The organism is Mesorhizobium sp. HAY1-8B (assembly GCF_056868045.1).
This window is the reverse complement of record NZ_CP200321.1, coordinates 2720611-2742575: the sequence shown is the minus strand read 5'-3', so window position 1 is coordinate 2742575 and position 21965 is coordinate 2720611. Positions and strand designations below refer to the sequence as shown.

Genomic DNA, 21965 nt, shown 5'->3' with positions numbered 1-21965 from the left:
GAGGATAGGAGATTCATTTGGCAAATTCTTTAGACAGACGGTCCGTGATTGTTGGAGGCATATCATTTCTGGCGTTGTTTGGTCGCGCGGAGGCCTCCCAGAAGAATTGGTATATCGGAAGGATTCCAGACAAGCCGTTTGATGTTCCTCTCGTCGACAAGGGAAATATTCCCCAGCAGTTCCGTCGGCAAATGGTACCTTATTTGGGCAAGGAACCTTCCGGAACAATCCTTATCAACAAGCAAGAGCGCTTCCTGTATTACGTCGAAGATGCCGGCAGGGCGATCCGCTTTGGGATTGCAGTCGGTCGGGACGGACAGAGATGGAGCGGAGAGGCGATAGTCGGACGAAGAGCCAAATGGCCAACCTGGACTCCCACCGCCAACATGCGACGCCGTAATCCGAGCTTGCCGCAGCGCGTTCCCGGAGGCCCAAACAATCCTCTCGGAGCACGGGCGCTGTATCTGTATCGCAATGGTCAGGACACGCTTTACCGCATCCATGGGACCAATGAGCCGTGGAGTATCGGCAAAGCCGCATCGTCCGGTTGCATCCGGATGTTGGACGAGCACATTTTTGAACTTTACGGGACAGTCCGCAACGGCGCTCGCGTTATCGTTCTCTAGCAGGCTGTTGAAAAACTATTTTGTTGACGGAACGTATCAGAGCCGGGCCGAGCACAATTCGGTTTCAAAACTGGTATCTCTGGTCCTTTTCCACGGCCTGTTAGCGCTTATCCGAATGGCGACTTGGAATTCCGAAGACCACGCCCACGTCGCCGCCACGCCTCGGCCGGTGTTCGTGGTTCGATTGCATTTGGCCGCGGCAAAAAGATCCCTTGGCACAAAGCCGGAGATTAAACCGTTGCAACAGAACAGAGCCGCTGACGGCGCCAGCCGGCGATGCAACACGCGACCGAACGGGGCGGTCTTGGCATTTCAATTTTCCCTACAGGGAGATGAGATGCTCAACCGCCGGCGCATTCGGACGGCACAGCTCGGCCAACGCCCCACGACAGGCGTCCCTGTATGATGGTGATCGTCCATCGGCCGTTCGAATAGGTCGTTCCTTCCGGCCCCATGGAGGGCAGGTCAACCTCGGCCGCGTCGTTGACGGACACCGAAGCGCGATCACCGAGGAGACGCACTGCCAGACGCGTGCCGTCCTGGCATGTGTAGTTGCTGACGGGATAGGGATTGCCCGCGCCGATCGACGCGCCAGACGCGGAATGCTCGAAGCTTGCAATCATCAGGGCGCTCATTGCCGCGATCGACAGGTTTCTCAGCACGATAGTCCTCCCAAACTGGCGTATCAGCGCAATCGGCCAATATGGCGGAGACATTCCGTAGGATGTCACCCGTGCGGACATGTGTGAACTGATCGGCAAGGCCCGTTCATTCATGCATCTTCTCGGAAATGCTCCTTGAGCAGGCGGGGCGCTTCCGGCCGACTCACCCCAACGGCGTTGCTGGCCTTTGCCTGGGTCGGTTCTTGCTCCGGCACCAGCTTGCACTCAGCCTTTGCAACAAATCCAATCGGGCTCGCCGGAACCAGCGAGCCCGCAGGACGCTCAGAACGGCGAGATGCACTGCCTGCGCGGGCCATTGTTAGGCTGCCAGCTATTGTCCGAGACCCGATAGGAGCGATAACGCTGCGAGCACCAATTCACATGGTTGTTCCACGCGTTGTGATTGTGCTGGCGAGCGGCCGAGACCGCCATCCCGCCGAGCAGCATTCCGCCAATCACGCCCGCCGCGACAGCGCCACTATTGTTCCTCGAATGACGGTGGTGGTGACGGGAGGGCCGATGATGAGGAGGCCTGTGATGCGGTGGCCGTACTCCGTGTCCCGGTCTATGGCGGGGGGGCCTCCTTAGATCGACGTTCGTAACCGTATCGGAAACAGACGGCCTCAACGCTCCGATGGGCATTGCCCATGTGGGTGCCGCCATGCTTGCGATGAGCGCGGCGATGATGATGCGCTTCATATGCCTCTCCGTTAGCTGCGTCGGCCGCCGTACAACCTGCCGCCGCGGATGGAGTCAAATCGAAGCAACCTTACGCCAGCACTTCGTCTTATTGGAATATGCCGTGAATCCCAAACGTGGATAGGGCGTTTATTTTTTGTACTGCCTCCGCTAACCGCGTCCGCTGACCGCACTTCCTCGATGCCCGCGACAGGCCCCCGCCCTCTCTCGTCGAGACGAAAATCACCCGCTGGACAGCGCCCCCATGCCACGAAAAGTCACAGTCTAGAGCCGCTTCCTGGCGACCTCGGGAAATGACGACAAAGGCGAGTCTGATGCTTTGCGCGCCGCCTTCAAATGCGCCGCCATACAATCAACGTATAGATAACTTTGGGCGAAATTTGACCTGAAATCGCTGTCGCAAAATCCTCGACTCAATGTGGCGTAAACACCGAATAAATCTGATGGTATATTGTATTTTTTTGGTTTCGATATTGATTTTTTTAACATCTAAGAATCATCTATTTCGATGTACCTGAAATACATATGGATAAAAAATCCAAGTTACAATTTTGCAATATTTCCTAAAATAAGCCGATAGCATCTTTATATACATACGCTCTTAGTTTTGTAAAAATGACAAAACTTTCATGCAATGGAAATGGCGCCGTAATGTGTGCCCTTCTAGTCCTCCTGCCCAGGACGCTCATCTGGAGCGCATTCTTACAAGAGGATCCCAACTCATGACTATCGCCCACAATTCATATTCCAGCACGCGTCGGCGCCTGACAGCGGCCGTGGCGTCACTGGCAGTCGTCAGCGCTGTCGGCGCCACCGCGGTTTTCTCCGGAACGGTTCCCGTTCTGGCGGGTGCCGTGCATGTCGATGCGCCACAGTCGACGGGCTTTGCCGATATCGTCGAACGCGTCTCACCCGCGGTCGTCAGCGTCAAAGTCAAGTCGACGATCCAGCCTGCGGCCGATGAAGGCTCCGACGACCAGGATGGCTTCGACAACCTCCCCGCCAACCCGCAACAACACGACTTCAAGCATGGCAATGGCAAGCCGCGCCCGGTCGCGCAAGGCTCGGGCTTCTTCATCTCAGAGGACGGCTACCTCGTCACCAACAATCACGTCGTCTCGGAAGGCTCGTCCTTCACGGTTGTCACCAGCGACGGCAAGGAGCTCGACGCCAAGCTGGTCGGCACCGATCCGCGCACCGACCTTGCGGTGCTGAAGGTCGACGGCGGCGACAAGTTCACCTATGTCGACTTCGCCGACGATTCCAAGGTTCGCATCGGTGACTGGGTGGTGGCCGTCGGCAATCCGTTTGGCCTTGGCGGCACCGTCACTTCCGGTATTGTCTCGGCTCGCGGCCGAGACATCGGCGCTGGCCCCTATGACGATTTCATCCAGATCGACGCTCCGGTCAACCACGGCAATTCGGGCGGCCCGACCTTTAACCTCAACGGTGAGGTGATCGGCGTCAACACAGCCATCTTCTCACCATCGGGTGGCAGTGTCGGCATCGGCTTCGACATTCCGGCGTCAACCGCCAAGCAAGTCGTCGAGGACCTTATGAAGGACGGTTCCATCAAGCGCGGCTGGCTCGGCGTTGAAATCCAGCCGGTCACCGCCGAGATCGCCGACTCGCTCGGCTTGAAATCGGACAAGGGCACGCTGGTGTCGAACGCCCAGGATGCTGGTCCCGGCAGGAAGGCTGGCATCGTCGCCGGTGACGTTATCATGCAGGTCAACGGCAAGAACGTGGACTCGCCGAAGGAACTCGCCCGCACGATCGGCGCCTATGCGCCGGGCAAATCGGTCGACGTCACCGTCTGGCGCGACGGCAAGAGCCAGACGATCAAGGTCGATCTGGGTACGCTGCCGTCCGGCGACAAGCAGGGCTCAAGCGATGACGGCAAACAGGCCGCGCCCGCCAGGACCGACGCATTGGCCGATCTCGGGCTGACCGTAACCAAGTCCGAAAACGGCAAGGGCCTGGTGGTCACCGATGTCGATCCCGACAGCGATGCCGCCGACCACGGCATCCAGCCGGGCGACGTCATCACCACCATCAACTCGGCCAAGGTGAGCACCGCCGGCGACATCACCAAGGCCATGTCGGATGCCGCCAAGGCAGGACGCAAGGCCGTGCTTATGCAGATCACCCGTGACGACGCCAACCGCTTCGTCGCTGTACCGGTCAGCAAGGGCTGAGAGCGTCCCCCGGGACCACGCATGGCTTTCGGGGCCGCTTCAGAACGCTGAGGCATCGCTGGCGTACTCTGGGTGCGCGGCGCTTTCAGCAAACGAGCTTCCTCGCAGCGAAGTCTGCCGCCAAGCCGCTGCGGGGAACAAGGAGCCGAACACATCCGTCAGTCGTGGTGTTCGCTCCTGGCGGCAGCGGGCTCCCCTACGCCCGCTGCCGTTTCGGCGCCGATGTCGGCCCATCCGTCCGTAACGTCTCTCCAACGCGTGGCGCACCTCGGCCGAGGTCACGTGGAGCTTCAAAAGTGGGCCTCGTATCGCGAATGATCTAGCTGGCCACGACGCGCGCCCCGGCCCGGACCATTGCAACGCTGCCATCCAATCAATCCGGCTGATTGCGCCTGCCATCAGTCAGCTGATTGGCGTTATATATCGTAACCTTGATTTGACCTGACCCGCGACGGACAGCTGATGATTTTGTCTGCCATCATGGGGAATCGCGTCCGGTATCTCCCAGTTCGGACGACACTTTGTGGAGGCCATGGATGTTGGAGGCACCGAACTGGTACGCGCGTAAATACAACTCGGTCGTGGCCCGCACCCGCGAGTCCGATCCCGATGCCGAATTCCACATCCAGCAGATCGGCGCACAGCGCCATGCATCGCGCCTGGCGACCATCGACTATGGCGACGCCTTCGTCCTCGACTTGCAGGACAAAGGTGGCATCGCGATGTCGGGGGCGATCAATGACAATGCACTGACGGCGGTGTTCCTTTGGGGCGAAGGCACCACCTTCAACGGGCAACGGAGTGAAGTACCGCGATTGCGGGTCATCGGCCCGGGAACGGAATTCAAGCTGGAGATGCCCGGCAACTATCGCCTCATGCGGATCGGCCTGCGTGGGTCCGCGCTCGATTCCTTGCGTACGACATCCGCTTCCCACCTGGATCAGCGGAACTGGTTGACGCCTGGGGTTCACGAGCAGCGTTTCGCCCCGGCAATGGAGCTGGAGCTTCAACGGAAGCTGCTGCGGACCGTCGGATACGCGGAGGCTGCCGCGCGGCGTAACCACGACCTTAGTGCCGGCCTGGCGGTTGCGGCGAGCGAGGCGGGCGCCGCGCTGGCGCAGGTGCTCTCCCGCACGGAAGGCCCGCCCGCCCGCGGCCTCGGTTCCGGCGATCGACGCGATATCGTTGATGCCACTCTCGCCATCCTCGAGACGAAACCGCACGGCCCGGTTTCGGTCAGCGTTGTCTGCGGGATACTGGGCGTCGGCGAGCGAACGTTGGAGCGTGCGTTTCAGGAACAGCTGGGAGTCAATCCCCGCGCCTATGAGCGGGAGCGGCGGTTGCGAGCGGCGCACGGCCTCATCCTGACGCAGGGCGATCGCCTCTCGATCACCGACATCGCCATGAGCTTCAGCTTCTGGCACTTGGGCCGCTTCGCGGGGGCCTATTCGGAGCTCTTCGGATGCTCGCCCAGCGAGACGCGGCGGCGCATTTGGGGGCACGCGCCGCAAGATTGATGGATGTCGTCGATCACGGCTTCAACGCTTGCCGACAGCCACTCCGTCGTGTCGGAAAGTGGATAGAGATTGGCTCGCCCTCAGGGGATTCTGGTGATGCGGCGTCGTTGCCGCCGGAGCGCCGCTAATCCGCGGATGCCGGGAGCCAGAGTTGGCCGAAACGCAGGAGAGCGGAATGGTGTCCGATCAGCCCTTATAGGCGCAGCCGTCTTGCCGCCCCGCCCACGTGCCTGGGGCGCGCCGGCATCATCCTGACCATAGAACGCGCGGCTCCCGAGGTTGGACATCGGCGGGAGCCGAAACAACCCCGACAGACGGCTGGGAGCGCGAGAGGCGGTGGTCGCTCGCCACGGACCTCCCTTGGCGATGGCGTGACAGGAGTTTTGTCATGGACGCAAGAGTAAGCGCAGCCGGCATTCCCAGCGATCCCTACGCTGCCGAGCCTCTGAGATGCGCCATCGAGCAGAGCACCTCGTCGGTGCCTCCAGCCGAACAGTTCGATTTCTTCCGGACCTGGTACGCCGGGGTTGCCGAGATGCAGCTTCTTCGTGCCGAACAGCCCCTGTTCCCGGCCCATCATCAGGTGTGGCAATTGGGGGATCTGGCACTGGGCACCATCGAAGTTCCCGGTTCCGGTTACGACGTCCGATGGGAGCATCGCAAGCGGCCGCTGCTGGACCATTGGGTCCTGTCCGCGCCGGTTGCACGATCCCGTGGCGGGAAGATGCCCCCTGGAAAGCCCCGCCTGCGGTGCCTGGCCCTGCCCGATGTCGCGGTGATCCACGATGACCTGACCGTCACGCTCTTCCTGCCGCGCACATGGCCGGCGACCCGCTCGTCAAAAATCGAAGCGAGCGACGCGACGTTGGCCTTCCTGGCCCACTACGCCATCCTTCTCTACCGCTCTCTCCCCAATCTGAAGGAAGGAGACCTGCCGCACATCGTCACGGCGACCGCCAATCTCTTCGCGGCGGCACTGACGCCCTCAAAGGATCATCTCGCGGCCGCGCAGGGACCGGCAGACGCCGTCACCATCGCGCGCATCGCCAAAACCATCGTGGAAAGGCTGACCGACCCCGATCTGACGCCCGCCAAGCTGTGCCGCGCGGCCGGCATCTCACGCTCGCGCCTCTATCGGATTTTCGAGCCGGCGGGCGGAGTGGCCAATTATGTGCGCCGCAAGCGGCTGCTCAAGACACGCGATGCCCTGGCCAACAGTTCGGACAGGCGGACGATCTCCAGCATTGCCGAGGCATGGGGCTTCACCGATCCCTCCACCTACAGCCGGATGTTCAAATTGGAGTTCGGCGTGTCTCCCAAGGAGGCGCGCGAGCTCGGATGGCAAGGCATCAAGCACTCCACATGGCTGAGCATCGATCAGCCGATCGACGGTGTCGGCACCCTGGGCACCCTTCTCATCAACAATTCCCTGGGGCTGTCACTTTCTTCCAAGCGATGAGTTGTCTCATGCAGGCACGCATTATCAGCGGAAGCGCCAGGATCGGCACCACGGAGCCTCTGAGGTGCGCCGTCGACATCGACACCTCTTCGGCGCCGCCCGCTGAACAGTTCGACCTCTATCGAAGCTGGCACGCCAACATTGCCGACATCGAATTGCTCCGGGACAAGTTCGGTTCGTTCGCCGCGCGCGAGCGGGTGTGGCAGCTGGGCGGCCTCGTCCTGGCCTGCATCGAATATCCCGGAACCGGCTATCATCGCCGCTGGAGCAGCAAGAAGAATCCGATCTTCGATCATTGGCTTCTCTGCGTGCCGCAAACAATCCCTTCAGACGGCGGGCAGCCCCGGACTGGACCGTTGCGCTGGCAGTGCCTGGCGACACCGCATCAGGGTCAGGGCGAGGATGATGGCGTGATTTGCCTGTTCCTTCCGCGAGACTTCGCGTTCTCGCAGCCCTTCACGCTGGACATACGCCAGGAGATGGCGGCGTTCGTCGCCGATTACATCCTGCTGCTTTATCATTCCCTTCCAAACCGCACGGAGAACGACGTTCCCTATATCGCGGCGGCGACCACCAGCCTGCTCGCCGCCTGCATCTCCCCATCCCGGGATCACTTTTTCGAGGCCCAGGAACCGATCGATGCCGTCATCATGGCCCGCGCCAACAAGCTCATTGCCGCCAGGCTTGCCGATCGGGACCTGACGCCGGAAAGGCTCTGCCAGGAACTCAGCATCTCACGCTCGCGCCTCTATCGAATTTTCGAACCGGCTGGAGGCGTCTCGCACTACATCCGGCGTCAAAGGCTGCTGAGGACAAGGGACGTCCTGGGCGACAGCACGGACGGACGCCCCATCTCCAGCATCGCCGAGGAATGGGGCTTTGTAGACCCTTCCACATACAGCCGAACATTCAGGAGAGAGTTTGGCATCTCACCCAAGGAGGCACGCGAGGCCGGCTGGCTGGGCATCAAGCATCCGCCCCTGGCCGAGCGACCCAGCGACGACAGACCTTCCCTAAACAGCCTTCTGGCCAGCAACCTTCCACTCGGCCGCCAAATGTAGGCACGCGTGAGCGAACGCGTTGCGGCGATCAATGGGCAATTGCCGCGTCCTAGAATGTGCCATTCCGGGCTGATTTGAAGTGTAGCCAGTAATTCTGCGGTCTGTCCAATTTATCCCAACCCTATGCGTGGAGTCCATTTTTGTCGGATCGATGGCTAATCGCCGTAAATCTCGAATTCCATGGCTTTCGACTTTTCGCTATGAGAAATATGCTTCGTCGGAACCTTGCCCAGGGAGCTACCGAATGAAAAGACGCACATTTCTGACTGGGAGCGCGGCTGCCGTTGCCGGACTATCCGTAGATCCTGTCTTTTCACATGCGGCCACCGCCGACCGCCAGCCCCTCACCGTCACGGACCTTGAAAACTCCGCCGCCCAGCTTCGAAGCCGTTTTTCTCGGGACTTCGATCCCGCTTATATCGAAAACGCAATCCTTCCCTTCTTCCTGGTCAGCGTCTATCAGGGGGAGCGTGCGATGCTGCCCATGATCGATGAGGCGCTGAGCAAGGAGAATGCCCTTCCCACATATCTGTGGGGCCTGATCAGCGAGAGTTGGCGGCCCGCTCCGGAGAAAGGCGTAACCGTCTTCCTTCAGGGCTTGGACAAGCGCGGCCCAGACAATCGCCGCAAGCGCATCTACATGAGCGCCGTCACACCGGATCTCTATCAGGAGATGTACAGCGCCAAGGTGACCGCCTTCTTTGAAGGCCTGCTGTCGAAGGGCAATGCCGGCAAGCCGTTGATGCGCCTGTACCTCGATACGTTCTGGGACATGTACTGGGACCTGCACCTCGGGGTCAGCGGCGATGCAATACCCGCGAAGGTGCGACAGATCGGCATGAGCTTCAACACGGTTCTCGCCTATCTCGATCCAACCCAACGCATCGTCTACGAAAACTACATGGTCGTCCGGGACAATCTCGATTTCCTGAAGTCCTGGATTGGCGAGCGGCTTGCCGATCTCGAGACGGGAAAGACGCCCCACCCACAAAAGACATTTGCCTGGTACTGGCTCAAGAACGGCGAAGGTGACGACAATTTCGCTCACAAGGACGTGGTCTTTGAGTGCTTTCACAACTTTGTGGCGTTCAGCCAGTGGGGCAACTCGCTCTACAACATGATGCTGAGGCTCGGCACGGCGACCGGCGACCCGGACACACGGGCGTCGTTTGCAAAGACGATGAAGGGCAGTTTCGATAGCGCCGGCGAATCCTCGTTCAGCCCACTCGATCGTTTCGTCATGGAGCTTTTCCGCATCATCTCGCCGAACAGCGGCAGCATCTCGTCGTTGCAGGAAACTTCTCCGCCTGCGTTCGAGCGGTCCGGCTACATCATCAGCCCTCACACCTCGACCAGCCTCGACCCGGTTCACTGGAAGAATCCGGAGGAGTTCGATCCGTCACGATACGAGCGTGTCCCGACGAGCGCACAGGTCGACGAAAAGCATGTCGAGCGAATCGGGATGGCCCGGTGTCCCTTCGAGAAAACCAGCTTCGACGTGAAGGACGGCCGGAAGGCATCAATGCACAACAGCGCGTTCGGAACCGTTTTTGGTGTCGCCGATGGCAACCCCCTGCCGGTGTGCGACCATACCGGTTTCGCGCCTTTTGGTTTCGGCTACCGGCGCTGCCCCGGCGAGCAACTAACCATCAATGCGTTCGAGGATTTCCTTCGTACGGTTTGGAAAAACAAGATCGACTTTGTAAAACTCAACCTGGCCCAGGCAGAGGTGTTGCCCATCGGTCCGATGACGGTAATCCGGGATGATCTGGGATTCGCAGGATCCGCCTGACGACGCGAGTGCGGCGGTCGCCGGCTGGGTGTGGGATCAAATCGCGCGTGCCCTGGAAAAGCATTGCGGAGGGCACGATCAGGCTCTTCTGAACTCTCTGGGTTTGGGGTGTCCCGCATTCCAAGCACAGATGCCTGTTCGATGATTTGTCCTCGAATGAGCGCCAGGCATTCCTGAACAGCGTGTTGGGAGGCAGGAGCCTCGAGGAACGAGGTCACACGGCTCTGGCTGCGTAATCCATGGCCGCCTTCCGCCTCGCGGAAAGCCGGGAGTAATGTGATCGAAAGCAGGTGTCCATTCCCAGCGCATGCGCCTGCTGGAGAGCTTTGCGCAACTCGCAATGGCGCTGCGGGTCATCGAAGACTCGAAGAAGCACCACGATTGGGAAGAGTTCTCGCGCGAGAAGCTCCTGCAGGGCGTGCAGCTGCAACGCTATTATCCGCTGCATGACGATGCCCGCGCAGAGTACGAGGCGTGGCGCAGCGCAAAGCGCCAACACAACCAGCCAGCGTATGGATCACCAGCGCGGCTTGACCAGAGCTTTGTGCACTTGGAGCGGTGCAACTTCAAACCAGGGTGGTGAACCGCTCCAAGTACTTTCTGCCTGGACTATCTTTAGTTATGCCGGATTTCCGTGCCGAGCACTTTCAGGCATTCCCGGATGAAGGCTGCCAAGGCCGTCCAGCCTTTGGCCGAAACCATCGTCCCGTCGACATAAGCCTCCGTCGGAGACAGGTCGATGTAGGTGCCGCCGGCGAGTGTGACTTCCGGCTCGCAAGCCCCCAATGCGCCAACCTTCTTGCCGCGCACGACGCCATCGACTGCAATGAGAATCTGAACGCCATGGCAGATCGTGAAGATAGGCTTTTGGGCTTCATGGAAATGACGCACGATCGCCTGAACGCGCTTGTCGGTGCGGATATACTCAGGGCCACGACCGCCGGCGCAATAGACCGCGTGGTATTGGTCGAGCTGCTTCTCAGCGTCGGAAAACGTCTTGTTGATCAGCGCGTAGTGGCCGAGCTTTTCGGTATAGGTCTGGTCGCCCTCGAAATCGTGCAGCGAGGTCTTGATCACGTCTCCGGCGTTCTTGTCCGGGCACACGACGTGGACCGTGTGACCCACGGCTTCCATCGCCTGCTGATAGACGAAGATTTCGTATTCTTCGGTGAACTCACCGGTCAGCATCAGTATTTTTTTGCCTGGCATGGCTCTTCCTCTCGGTTTTGGCTCGGCAAGGCGCAGATCGCGCCTTGCCTTTCTGGGAATCGGATCGGATCAGAATGGCGAGTCGGGGAAATAGTATTCCTTGGCATTGGCCTGGGTGATCAGCGGCGCATCGAGCTTGACGGTGCCGCGGACAGGTGCCTGGCCGATTAGATTGGCAACGGTCATGTAGATCGCTGTCTTGATCATCGACGGCGGATATGGGGTCTCGACCGGTGTCATCGCGTCGCCATCGATCACCTTCTTGACGATGTCCTTCATGCCATTGCCACCGAGGGCCAGCTTGATATCGGTCCGGCCCGATTGCTTCACGGCCTCGAGCACGCCAAGCAGCATGTCGTCGTCATTGGCCCAGACCGCATCGATATGCGGATACTTGGCTAGGTAGTCCTGCATCAGCTTGAAGGCCTCGTCGCTGTTCCAATGCGCGTACTGGATGTCCAGCACCTTCAGTCCGGTGCCCTTGATCGTGTCCTCAAAGCCCTTGATGCGCTCATCATCGATGACCGTCGGAATGCCGCGCAGCACCACGAGATCGCCCTTGCCACCCAGCTTGTCGATCATGAACTTCGCGGTATTGGAGCCCACCGCGATGTTGTCGCCGGCGAGATACAGGTCCTGGATCGAGGAATCGGTCAGGCCCCGGTCGACGACGGTGATGAAGGTTCCCGCGTCCTTGATGGCCTTGACGGGCTGGGTCAGTTCTTCCGAACTGTATGGCAGGATGACCAAGGCATCCAGTTTGCGGCTGGCGGACAGATCCTCGAGCGCGCTGACCTGCTCGGCGGCCGATGGCGAGGTCTTGACGACTACTTCCACGCCCGGGAAAGCCGCGTTGATTTCCTTGGCGGCCTGCTGGGCATGATAGACGACGCCCGCGGTCCAGCCATGGTCGGCCGCCGGTATCGACACCGCGACGACCTTCTTGTCCTGTGCCATGGCGTGTCCGGCCAGCAGCAGCGAGCCAAGGGCGGCCGCCGCGATCCATTTTCTACTCAACATTCTCTTCTCCCATTGGACCTACAAAAACTTGGCTCCCGCGTGGTCCCGACACGGGGCTATTTCGAATTGGAAAACCGCTGGATGAGCATGGCGATGATGATGATGACGCCCTGAACGGCGGCCACGAGGTACTCGGAAACGAAGTCCGACAGCACCATCAGGTTGGCGATCAGTTCCAGGATGACCGCACCGGCGACTGTTCCCCACACATGGCCCTTGCCGCCGCGCAATGCGGTGCCGCCGATCACCACGGCGGTGATCACCTGCAACTCCCAGAGCTGCCCGGTGGTCGGCGTGGCGGCCCCCAGGCGCGGCACGTAGCAGATCGCGGCGATCGCCACGCACGCGCCCTGGACGATGTAGGCGATGGTGCGGGTCTTAATGACCGAGATGCCAGAATAGCGCGCGACATCCTCATTGGCGCCTACAGCCGCGCATTTGCGTCCGTATTTCATCTTGTAGAGGATGAAGGACGCGACGGCCGCGACCGCCATGGATATCAGGATCGGGATCGGAATACCCGCGACCGTACCGAAATAGACAGGTCGGTAGGCGTCGCGCAGCGAGCGGTCTATCGGGATCGTGCCGCCGTCGGTCAGATAGGTGATCAGCGCCCGGAAAATTCCCATAGTGCCAAGCGTCGCGATGAACGGCTCGATCCGGCCGACCGTGACGATCAGCCCGTTGGCGAGCCCACACAGCAACCCGACCAGGATCGCAACGACCATTCCGGCGGGAATGGCCCAGAGGCCGGCATGCGGCGCCATCGCGTTCATGAACATGATCGTGATGCCGGTGACGAAAGCGGCCATCGAGCCGACGGAAAGATCAAGCCCTCCCGACGAGATGACGAACGTCGCACCAACCGCGATGATCGCGATGAAGGCGCTGCGGGTGATCACGTTGGCAAGGTTGGTGGCCGAGAGGAAGTCCGGATTGATGAGAAAGCCCGCCACGAGCAGGGCAGCCAATGCCAGGAAAGGTCCGACGTCGGTCCAGGTGAGATTCAAATCGCTGATCCGGCGCGTCGTCGGGGATCCGGTCATGACAGCCATTCTGTTCCTCCCTTGGCCTTTGGCCCCGGCTTCGGGCCACTGGTTGCCAGCAGCGCCACATTGCTTTCAGTCATTTCGGCGCCGCTGACTTCCCCTGTGACATGCCCTTCACGCATCACCAGGATGCGGTCGCAGATGCCGATCAGCTCCTGCATCTCCGAGGAGATGACGATGCAGGCCTTCCCCTTGGCGACCAGACCGTGGATGAAGGCGTAGATCTGCGCCTTGTTGGCTATATCGATGCCGCGCGTCGGCTCATCGATGATGACCACCGACGGGTTGGTCAAAAGGATCTTGGCCAGAAGCAGTTTCTGCTGGTTGCCGCCCGAGAGTTGAGCCGCCTTTGCGGCCGGGCTTTTCACCCTGATGTCATAGGTCTCGACGGCCTTTTCCAAGGCTTCCGTTTCGCGTCGGCGGCCTATCGAAAGGCCGGGATGGAAGACGCCGAGCGCAGAGAGTGTCAGATTGGGTGCCAGGCGCTCCTGCAGCAGCAATCCCTTGCCCTTGCGGTCCTCGGTCAGGTAGCCGATGCCGGCGTCGATCGCGGCGCGCTGCGACTGGAAGTGGACCGGCTTGCCCTCGAGCTCGACCGTGGCGGTTGCCGGGCGCAGGCCGACGATACCCTCGAACAGCTCGGTGCGGCCGGCGCCGACCATCCCGGCAAAGCCGAGTATCTCGCCCTTGTGGACCGTGAACGACACATCCTCGGCATAGCCGGGAACGGTGGCGTTCCTGACGCTCAGCATCGGGATATCGGATGATGCCCCGGTCTTTTCGGGGTAGAGCGCAGCCAGCTCACGGCCGACCATGAGGCGCGCCATGTCCATCTGGTTCAGCGTCTTGCCGGGATAGGTGCCAACCATCTTGCCGTCGCGCAGCACGGTCACCTTATCGGCGAGCCTTTGCACCTCGTCCAACCGGTGGCTGATATAGAGCACTGCGGTGCCATGGGCCTTCAACTGCAGGACGATTTCCAGCAGCCGTTCGACCTCACCGCCGGTCAGCACGGCGGTCGGTTCGTCGAAGATCACCACCTTGTAGTCGTCGAGCAACGCGCGCGCGATCTGCACCATCTGCCGGTCGGCCAGCGAGATGTCGCGCACCAACGCGGTCGGCGATACGAAACAGCCGATCTGCGCCAGCTTCTCGGCCGCCAACCGCCGCATGGTACGGTCATCCACGACCGGGCCGCGCGAAAGCTCACGCCCGAGAAACAGATTGTCCGCCACCGTCAGCGCCTCGGCGAGCAGGATCTCCTGATGCACCAGCGCGATGCCGGCATCCTGCGCCTGGCTGGGCTTGGTGAATTCCACCGGGTGGCCGTTCATCGACAAGGTGCCGCTGCTTGGCTCGACATAGCCGGAAAGCAGCCTCATCAATGTCGATTTGCCGGCACCGTTTTCGCCGATTATGGCGTGGATCTCACTGGGCAGGACGTCGAGCGTGACGTCCGCGAGCACCGTCACCGGGCCGTATTGTTTCGACAGGTGCCCGGCGCGCAGCACCGGTTCGACGGCGCCCGGCATGTCGCCAGAGGGCAGCGTGCTTCCTCCCTCCCCTGCGATATTGGCGGCAATGGACATCGGTTCCAGCCTCAATCGAATGCCGGAAGCAAGCGATCGCGGGAATGCTCGATATGGACGCGCATGGCCTCTTGGGCGGCGTCCGGGTCGGCCCGACCGAATGCGGCGAGAATCGCCTCGTGTTCGTCGAGCGCTTCCTCGGTCACGCGGGAATGGTACATCAGGCGGAAGATATGGAAATGGGTGTGCTGGTGGCTCAACGTCTCCCGAATGAGTTCGTTTTCGGAAAACTCCATGATCTTGTCGTGGAAGATCGCGTCCTGCCGGGCGAAATTCGAATAGCGCAGGCGATCGTCCTTGCCTTCGCGCCGTGACATCACGCCGGCCGCTTCCAGCAAAGTGTTGAGCTTCGCTTCGTCCATGGCAGCGGCGGCTTTCGCCGCGGCATGCGGCTCAAGCAGAAGACGCATCTCGTACAATTCGTCGAAACGGCGGCGGGTAATCTGGGGCGCTGCGCGGTAACCAATGAGATGCGTCTTGAGCACCAGGCCTTCGCCTTCGAGGCGGCCGAGCGCCTCCCGGATCGGTGTGTGCGAGACGTTGAATTCCTTGACCAGGCTATCGACAGTGATGCGTGAACCCGGCGCGATCTTCAGCGCCATAAGCTGAGCGAAGATAGCTTCGTAGACATCTTCGACCAGGCTGTTGGAGCGCTGGATACGCCCCGCTGCGCCAATCGTTTCGGTCGTGTCGGTTGAGTTCGCGGTCTGCATCTTTTTGCCTCTTGACAGTGAGGACTGCTAACACGATGCTCCGACCGATGCAATCCTATATCCTATACGATTTTAAAGCGGATATGTTTTTAAACTGCCACCTTGATGTCGCCGCGGCGCGTCCAACAGCCTTCGCCGACAGGTGGCGGACATGTCGCGATAGCCTTTCCCAGTTCCCAGTTGAGCCGCCGTCAAAGGACAAAAGATCATCATGAGCCTCTTCGCCGCCCTCCGGCTTCCGCGTGAAATCCTTTTCGGCAAAGGCCAGCGTCATGCGCTGCCGACAGTCGCCAGCAGGTTCGGGCGGCGCGCGCTGGTCTGCACCGACGAGCGCTTCGCCGGCACCGCGGTGTTCGCGGAGGTCGTCAAATCGCTCCAGGACGCCTCAATAGAGGTGCTGGTGCATGACCGCGTCCTTCCCGACGTGCCGCGTGAAACAGTCAGCATCTGCGTCGACGAGGCGACAGGGTTCCGGCCCGAGATGGTGATCGGCATCGGCGGCGGCAGCTGCCTCGACTTTGCCAAATGCACCACCTTGCTGCTCAGCCATGGCGGCAAACTCCAGGACTACTATGGGGAGTTCAAGGTGCCCGGCCCCACGCTGCCGCTCATCGCCGTACCCACCACAGCGGGCACTGGCTCCGAAGTGACGCCGGTCGCGGTGATCTCCGATCCTGATCGCACGCTCAAGGTCGGCATATCGAGCCCGTATCTGATCGCCGCGGTTGCCTTGTGCGATCCCGACCTGACGATGACCTGTCCGCCCGGGCTGACCGCGATCGCCGGCGCCGACGCATTGACACACGCAATCGAGGCTTTCACCGCCATGCGGCGCGGCGAGGATCCGGACCTGCCGCAAAAGCACGTGTTCATCGGCAAGACGGCGCTGACCGATCATTTCGCGCTGCTGGCCATAAAGCTGCTGGGTCGCAGTCTGCAGAAAGCCTGCACGGACGGCACCGATGCCGATGCGCGTGCCGATGTGATGATGGGCGCGTTGGCGGCAGGGTGTGCATTCGGTACCGCCGGAACGGCGGCGGCGCATGCCGTGCAATATCCCGCCGGTGCGCTCACACACACCGCGCACGGCTTGGGTGTGGCAACCATGATGCCCTACGTCATGACCTATAACAGGCGTGTGGCTGCCGCTGAAATGGCCGAGATCGGCCGCGCGCTCGGGCTCTCCCCAAATGGGCGCAGTGAAGACGAGCAGGCCGGCGCTGCCATAGAGGAGATCAGGCGGCTGTTCGCAGCGATCGGCATCACCTCGACGCTGGCGGATCTTGGCCTACCCGCTGATAAGCTAGACTGGACCGCCGAGCAGGCGCTCGGCATCGACCGCCTCATCAAGAACAATCCGCGCCCATTCGATCTCGCCACCATGCGACGCCTGGTTCAGGCAGCCCACGACGGCGATCTCGCGGCCTGCGCCAATTGAACGAACGGAACAAGACGATGACCCTTGCCCAGCAAATCGACCAGGATGGCTACGACGTGCGCCGGTTTTCGCACGGGCTTTACATCGACGGCACGTGGCGCCCCTCTTCCGATGGCCGGCTCATCGATGTGGTCGATCCGTCCTCCGGGGCCGTGATCGCGGCGGTTCCCGATGCAACGCTTGAGGATGCCGCAACTGCCGTCGAGGCCGCAGCCAGGGCCGCCAAGGGATGGCGGGAGACAGCGCCGCGCAAGCGCTCGGAAATCCTTCGGCGATGTTTCGAACTCATGGTCGAACGTTCTGAAACGCTCGCCATGCTGATCTCGCTGGAGAACGGCAAGGCGTTGCGGGACGCGCGTGGCGAGGTGGCGTATGCGGCCGAGTTTTTTCGGTGGAACGCCGAAGAGGCGGTCCGGATCACCGGCGAATTCGGCACCGCACCATCCGGCACCAACCGGATCGTGGTCGACTATGAGCCGATCGGGATCTGCGTGCTGATCACGCCCTGGAACTTTCCCGCCGCGATGGCGACCCGCAAGATTGCACCGGCACTGGCGGCAGGTTGTACGGTCATCCTGAAACCCGCCAGCGAAACGCCACTGACGGCCTACGCTTTGGCCGCACTCTACAGTGAGGCCGGGGTCCCGGCCGGCGTCGTCAACGTCCTCACCACGACCAGTCCTGGTCCGTTGACATCGGCCATGCTGGCCGATCCGCGTGTCAGGAAGCTCTCCTTCACCGGCTCAACCGGAGTCGGCCGAACCTTGCTCGGCGAGGCGGCCAAGCATGTCATCTCCTGTTCGATGGAACTCGGCGGCAATGCGCCCTTCGTCGTGTTCGACGATGCTGATCTTGATGCGGCGCTCGACGGTGCAATGATCGCCAAGATGCGCAATGCCGGCGAGGCATGCACCGCCGCCAACCGCATCTATGTCCAGTCAGGCATCCACGAACGGTTCGCTGACGGGCTTTCCAAACGCATGGCGGCGCTCAAAGTGGGAGCGGGCACCAATGCCGATACCGAGTGCGGCCCTATGATCACAAAGAAGGCAGTGGACAAGATCGACCGTCTCGTCAAGGACGCGGTGGAGCGGGGAGCCACGGTGCTTTGCGGCGGCTCGATTTTGGACCGCGAAGGCTTTTTCTATCCGCCGACCGTACTCTCGGCGGTATCGCCAGAAGCCGACATGGCGCATGAGGAGATCTTCGGGCCGGTGGCGCCCATCACCATGTTCGAAACCGAGGCGCAGGCCATCGCGTACGCTAATGACACGGAATATGGCCTTGCAGCCTATATCTATACGCGCGATGTGGGACGTGGAATGCGTGTGGCGTCGGGTATCGAGGCCGGTATGATAGGGCTCAACCGCGGGCTGATGTCCGATCCAGCGGCGCCCTTCGGCGGCGTCAAGCAAAGCGGCCTTGGCCGCGAAGGCGGTCAGCACCACGGCATCGCCGAATTCATGGAGGCGAAATACATCGCCGTCACCTTCTGATCGGGATCCCATGCAGAAAGACCCCTTCCGCACCCGCGACCACGTTGCCGATTTTGACGACATCGTGGCCGATATCGTGGCGCGCAGCGCCGCGACCCGGGCGACGCTGCCCATGGCCGGCGATCTCGCCTATGGCGAGCACCCTGCCGAGAAGCTCGACCTGCTTTTTCCACCCGCCCGGGGCCGCAATCTTCCGGTTCATATCTTCATCCATGGCGGCTACTGGCGCATGTTCTCCAAAGCCGACTATTCCTATATCGCGGATACCGTGACCAAGGCTGGCGCGATCGCGGTGATCGTCGATTATGCGCTGATGCCTGAGGTCAGGATGGCGGCGATCGTGGATCAGGTCCGGCGCGCCAAACAATGGGTGCTGGACAACATCGCCAGCTATGGCGGCGACCCCGGCCGGATAAGCCTCAGCGGCCATTCCGCCGGGGCGCATTTGGCGACTTTCCTGTTCGAAAAGACGCCAGCGCCTTCGCACATCCATGCAGTGCTGCTGTTGGGCGGCCTCTACGACCTGAAGCCCCTCCAGACGTCTTTCCTCAAGCCACTAATCGGCATCACCGACGAGGAGGCTGTGGCCTTCACGCCGATGACGCGGCAACACGATCCTGATACCGACGTGACGATCGTGGTAGGTGCCCAAGAAACACCGCCATTCCAGAAGCAGGCGGCTGATTTCGCAACGCGATTGCGCGCGCACGGGCTCGGTGTCCGCAACCTGTCCCTGAAAGATCGGAACCATATGAACAGCGTACGGGATCTGGGCATCACCAGCACGCAAGCTGGCGATCGCCTGCTAGAAATCATCGAAGCGACGCGCGGCTAGTCCGGCTGGGTTCCGCGCAACCCAGGGGCGGACTGAGCGCCTTGCGCTGCAGGGGTCATCTGCCGTCAGTTCCCAGATGACCGCAACGGGGCCGAAGGAGAATGTCCGCTCTCGGGCCTATGTGGCTGAAGGTCGACCTTTTGCATCCATGGCTGTGCCGAAGGCTTGCCGCCGTTGCTTTCTCCCGCGCCGCGCGACGGTTCTACCTACTGAGGCCAAGACCTCGTGCGGCTGGCCCAATTCAGCCCTCGCCGCAGGATAGTACCCATGGACGGATTGTCGAATTCCTCCGGGACATGGCCGAGTGCGCTGAAGAAGACGCGGCCGTGGCCGAACGGCTTTTTCCAAACTGTCGGCATAACCACGCCGTCGATCCAGGGATAGTCCTCGCCGGTGAAACGGACGGTCGCCAGCACCTCGTTCGCCGGATCAACATGCATGTAGTACTGCTCAGAATGATATTCGAAGTCGGAAACACCAGCCATGATCGGGTCGTCCTGGCGCGCGATCTCAACCGTATAGCGTTTTATGCCGCCGGGTTCGCGCACATAGGCGCCGCCGACCATGTAGCGGAACCGGTCGTTGTCACGGAATCCGTCGGCCATGCCGCCATGGAAGCCCCCAAGCCCGACGCCCGACCAGATTGCCGCCCAAAGCCTCTTTGAGGTGTCGACACTCATCTGGCCCACTGTCCAGTTGGGAACGATCAGGTCATAGCCGGCGAGATCTTCCACGTCATAGGCACTGAGCGTTTCGCTATGCGTCACGGCGAATCCATCTTCCTCAAGCATCGACCTGACGCGCTCGCCAGCCTCGACGGCGCGATGCGGCGCATAGCCTCCGGAAATGATCAGACACCGCCTCATGAAATCCCTCTTCATCTTTTGGCCATCCACATTGCGGATGCGCATATCGTACAAAACAACAATTGTATCAAATTTTCAAGGCGAACGTAGGCGCATCGCGAGAATCCACACATATCGGTCCTTTGACGGCTTCTCTGATGTATCTTATAGAACAATAATTGTTGATATTTATTCCGAGGTGCGCGATGTTGCCGGGGATTTCGGCCGACGAACGGCCGCACCCGCCCCGAGGAGCGAATGATGAGCCAACGACCGCAATCAGCCACACTGAACCATGTCAGCATTCCCGCCCACGACCTTGCGGAGTTGGAGGCGTTCTATCGCGAAGTGCTGGGATGCGAGCGCGTGCAGGCGCCGAATTTCGGCTTCCCGGTGTGCTGGATGCGGCTCGGCAATTTGCAGCTCCACCTCCAGCAGGTCGGCCCGACCGCTGGCGTGCGCACCTACCAGCATTTCGCGGTCGAGGTGGCCGACTTCATGGGCGCCTACCGGGCATTGCAGGCGCGGGGCGCTTTCGAGGAAGGCACACGCTATGCCGACCTGTGGCTTTTGCCGTCGGGCGAATTACAGATGTTCGTGCGTGATCCCTCGGACAATCTGTTCGAGATCGACCATCCCGATGCCACGCAGCTTGACCTGTCGGCTTTCGAGACCCCCTTGCGCCGGCTGGAGAACGAGCAGGAACAGTCGCAGCAGAACCGGCTTGCCACCCTCTTCCTCTACCGCAAGGCGGCAGCCTGATCGCGCCGTGCGAGGCGCGCGTGCTAAACGGCAAGATTCGTGGTGATCTCGTTGCCCATCGCCTGGATGGAATGGATCAGATGCTCGAACCTGCCGGGCTCCGCGCCGACCAGCGCCGTCACGCAGGTAATGCCGATCGAGGCGACGGGAATGTTGTCCTTGCCGAAAATCGGGCGAGCGACGCAGGTCAGCCCCTCGTGGGTCTCGTTCGCGTCGATTGCATAGCCGCGCTCGCGCGTGACCGCCAGATCGATGCGCAGCGCATCCGCGTTCATGATGGTGTTGCCGGTAAGGCGGACGAACTCGATGTTGTTGATCAGCGTCTCGCGCTGTTCCTGCGGCAGGAAGGCGAGCACCGCCTTGCCCACGGCGGAACTGTAGAGCGGTTCGAGAACGCCGATGCAATGGCGGATCGAGATGATCGAATCCGACAGCGCGAAATCGGCCAGCAGCACCCGGTCGTTGACAAACAGCCCCAGATGCGTGGTCTGCTGAGTGATGCTGGCCAGCCGCTGCAACTGGTCGTGGAAAGAATTGATCAACCGCGTCTTCTCGCGCAGCCGCGACGCCCAATAGTAGATGCGGCCGCCGACGTCATACTCCTTTGTCGTGGTGTCCTTGCGCAGGAAGCCGCGATGCTCGAGCGTCTGCAGGAAACGAAAGGCGGACGCACGATCCATGTTGAAGCGCCGTACAATATCCGACAGCTTGAGCGGCGCCGGCGCCTCGATGATCTCATCGAGGATCCGCAGACCTTTTTCGAGGCTCTGGATGTGGCCGGCCGGACTCTCGACCTCGTGCACGGGGTTCGGATTGTCCAACATTGTCTCCCGAAAGTTTGATTATGAAACAATGGAATAGGCTGTCGGCCCTTACCTGTCAAACGAACAAACCGGGCGCGCCTGGTGGAGCTCCACGCAAATGCTGGCAGTATGAGCACACCGTGACGCCAGATTGTCCATCCGATCGCCCAGGGCCGCCAGATACTGATAAGC

At 61.1% G+C, this 21965-nt stretch carries 19 protein-coding genes and 1 pseudogene; 11 read left to right on the top strand and 9 right to left on the bottom strand.

Annotated elements, in window-relative coordinates:
• Nucleotides 1–17: 17 nt before the first annotated feature.
• Nucleotides 18–626: a L,D-transpeptidase gene (locus AC1VON_RS12935; protein WP_483123017.1), complete on the top strand. Its 609-nt coding sequence runs from the start codon at nucleotides 18–20 to the stop codon at nucleotides 624–626.
• A 341-nt stretch (nucleotides 627–967) separates the two neighbouring features.
• Here AC1VON_RS12935 and AC1VON_RS12930 read toward each other — a convergent pair whose 3' ends face one another.
• Nucleotides 968–1288 (bottom strand): hypothetical protein, encoded by a 321-nt coding sequence (locus AC1VON_RS12930; RefSeq protein WP_483123016.1) that lies wholly within the window; start codon nucleotides 1286–1288, stop codon nucleotides 968–970.
• Between the two features lie 282 nt (nucleotides 1289–1570).
• The gene (locus AC1VON_RS12925; protein WP_348643232.1) at nucleotides 1571–1720 is read right to left on the bottom strand and encodes a BA14K family protein; all 150 of its coding nucleotides are present in this window, start codon (nucleotides 1718–1720) and stop codon (nucleotides 1571–1573) included.
• Nucleotides 1721–2709: 989 nt separating this feature from the next.
• On the opposite strand from AC1VON_RS12925, the gene AC1VON_RS12920 reads away from it, so the two are divergent.
• From AC1VON_RS12920 to AC1VON_RS12895, 6 genes and pseudogenes are all read left to right on the top strand, one after another.
• Nucleotides 2710–4185 (top strand): Do family serine endopeptidase, encoded by a 1476-nt coding sequence (locus tag AC1VON_RS12920; protein WP_483123012.1) that lies wholly within the window; start codon nucleotides 2710–2712, stop codon nucleotides 4183–4185.
• Between the two features lie 536 nt (nucleotides 4186–4721).
• The gene (locus AC1VON_RS12915; RefSeq protein WP_483123009.1) at nucleotides 4722–5702 is read left to right on the top strand and encodes a helix-turn-helix domain-containing protein; all 981 of its coding nucleotides are present in this window, start codon (nucleotides 4722–4724) and stop codon (nucleotides 5700–5702) included.
• 535 nt (nucleotides 5703–6237) lie between these two features.
• Entirely contained in the window at nucleotides 6238–7161 is a 924-nt protein-coding gene (locus AC1VON_RS12910) for a helix-turn-helix domain-containing protein (protein ID WP_483123005.1), read from the top strand.
• 8 nt (nucleotides 7162–7169) lie between these two features.
• Nucleotides 7170–8222 (top strand): helix-turn-helix domain-containing protein, encoded by a 1053-nt coding sequence (locus tag AC1VON_RS12905; protein WP_483123002.1) that lies wholly within the window; start codon nucleotides 7170–7172, stop codon nucleotides 8220–8222.
• Nucleotides 8223–8466: 244 nt separating this feature from the next.
• Nucleotides 8467–10014 carry a cytochrome P450 family protein gene (locus AC1VON_RS12900; RefSeq protein ID WP_483122999.1) on the top strand — a complete coding sequence of 516 codons (1548 nt, stop codon included), beginning with the start codon at nucleotides 8467–8469 and terminating at the stop codon, nucleotides 10012–10014.
• Nucleotides 10015–10348: 334 nt separating this feature from the next.
• A pseudogene (locus tag AC1VON_RS12895) lies at nucleotides 10349–10516 on the top strand (ribonuclease activity regulator RraA); the annotation flags it as partial.
• Between the two features lie 113 nt (nucleotides 10517–10629).
• On the opposite strand, the gene AC1VON_RS12890 reads toward AC1VON_RS12895, so the two are convergent.
• The 5 genes from AC1VON_RS12890 to AC1VON_RS12870 all read right to left on the bottom strand — a co-directional run bounded on the left by AC1VON_RS12890 (nucleotide 10630) and on the right by AC1VON_RS12870 (nucleotide 15594).
• Nucleotides 10630–11223, bottom strand: coding sequence for a DJ-1/PfpI family protein (locus AC1VON_RS12890; RefSeq protein ID WP_056565099.1), 594 nt, complete (start codon nucleotides 11221–11223; stop codon nucleotides 10630–10632).
• Between the two features lie 69 nt (nucleotides 11224–11292).
• Nucleotides 11293–12243: a substrate-binding domain-containing protein gene (locus AC1VON_RS12885; RefSeq protein WP_172351789.1), complete on the bottom strand. Its 951-nt coding sequence runs from the start codon at nucleotides 12241–12243 to the stop codon at nucleotides 11293–11295.
• Between the two features lie 56 nt (nucleotides 12244–12299).
• On the bottom strand, nucleotides 12300–13298 hold the full coding sequence (locus AC1VON_RS12880) for an ABC transporter permease (RefSeq protein ID WP_483122990.1): 999 nt from the start codon (nucleotides 13296–13298) through the stop codon (nucleotides 12300–12302).
• A complete protein-coding gene (locus tag AC1VON_RS12875) occupies nucleotides 13286–14881 on the bottom strand; it encodes a sugar ABC transporter ATP-binding protein (RefSeq protein WP_483122988.1) in 1596 nt (531 codons plus the stop codon). The genes AC1VON_RS12880 and AC1VON_RS12875 overlap by 13 nt, the downstream gene beginning before the upstream one ends.
• A gap of 11 nt (nucleotides 14882–14892) precedes the next feature.
• Nucleotides 14893–15594, bottom strand: coding sequence for a GntR family transcriptional regulator (locus tag AC1VON_RS12870; protein WP_172351792.1), 702 nt, complete (start codon nucleotides 15592–15594; stop codon nucleotides 14893–14895).
• Between the two features lie 211 nt (nucleotides 15595–15805).
• On the opposite strand from AC1VON_RS12870, the gene AC1VON_RS12865 reads away from it, so the two are divergent.
• From AC1VON_RS12865 to AC1VON_RS12855, 3 genes are read left to right on the top strand one after another with little or no spacing between them, the layout of a single operon-like run.
• Nucleotides 15806–17032 carry an iron-containing alcohol dehydrogenase gene (locus AC1VON_RS12865; protein ID WP_172351793.1) on the top strand — a complete coding sequence of 409 codons (1227 nt, stop codon included), beginning with the start codon at nucleotides 15806–15808 and terminating at the stop codon, nucleotides 17030–17032.
• A 17-nt stretch (nucleotides 17033–17049) separates the two neighbouring features.
• Nucleotides 17050–18528: an NAD-dependent succinate-semialdehyde dehydrogenase gene (locus AC1VON_RS12860; protein ID WP_483122982.1), complete on the top strand. Its 1479-nt coding sequence runs from the start codon at nucleotides 17050–17052 to the stop codon at nucleotides 18526–18528.
• A 10-nt stretch (nucleotides 18529–18538) separates the two neighbouring features.
• Nucleotides 18539–19363 (top strand): alpha/beta hydrolase, encoded by an 825-nt coding sequence (locus AC1VON_RS12855; protein WP_483126325.1) that lies wholly within the window; start codon nucleotides 18539–18541, stop codon nucleotides 19361–19363.
• Nucleotides 19364–19569: 206 nt separating this feature from the next.
• Here the strand turns inward: AC1VON_RS12855 and AC1VON_RS12850 are convergent, their stop codons facing one another.
• Nucleotides 19570–20229 carry a ThuA domain-containing protein gene (locus AC1VON_RS12850; protein ID WP_483122979.1) on the bottom strand — a complete coding sequence of 220 codons (660 nt, stop codon included), beginning with the start codon at nucleotides 20227–20229 and terminating at the stop codon, nucleotides 19570–19572.
• Nucleotides 20230–20469: 240 nt separating this feature from the next.
• Between AC1VON_RS12850 and AC1VON_RS12845 the strand changes: the two genes are divergently transcribed.
• A complete protein-coding gene (locus AC1VON_RS12845) occupies nucleotides 20470–20970 on the top strand; it encodes a VOC family protein (RefSeq protein WP_483122976.1) in 501 nt (166 codons plus the stop codon).
• Between the two features lie 23 nt (nucleotides 20971–20993).
• On the opposite strand, the gene AC1VON_RS12840 is transcribed toward AC1VON_RS12845, so the two are convergent.
• Entirely contained in the window at nucleotides 20994–21791 is a 798-nt protein-coding gene (locus tag AC1VON_RS12840; protein WP_483122974.1) for an IclR family transcriptional regulator, read from the bottom strand.
• Nucleotides 21792–21965: the final 174 nt, after the last annotated feature.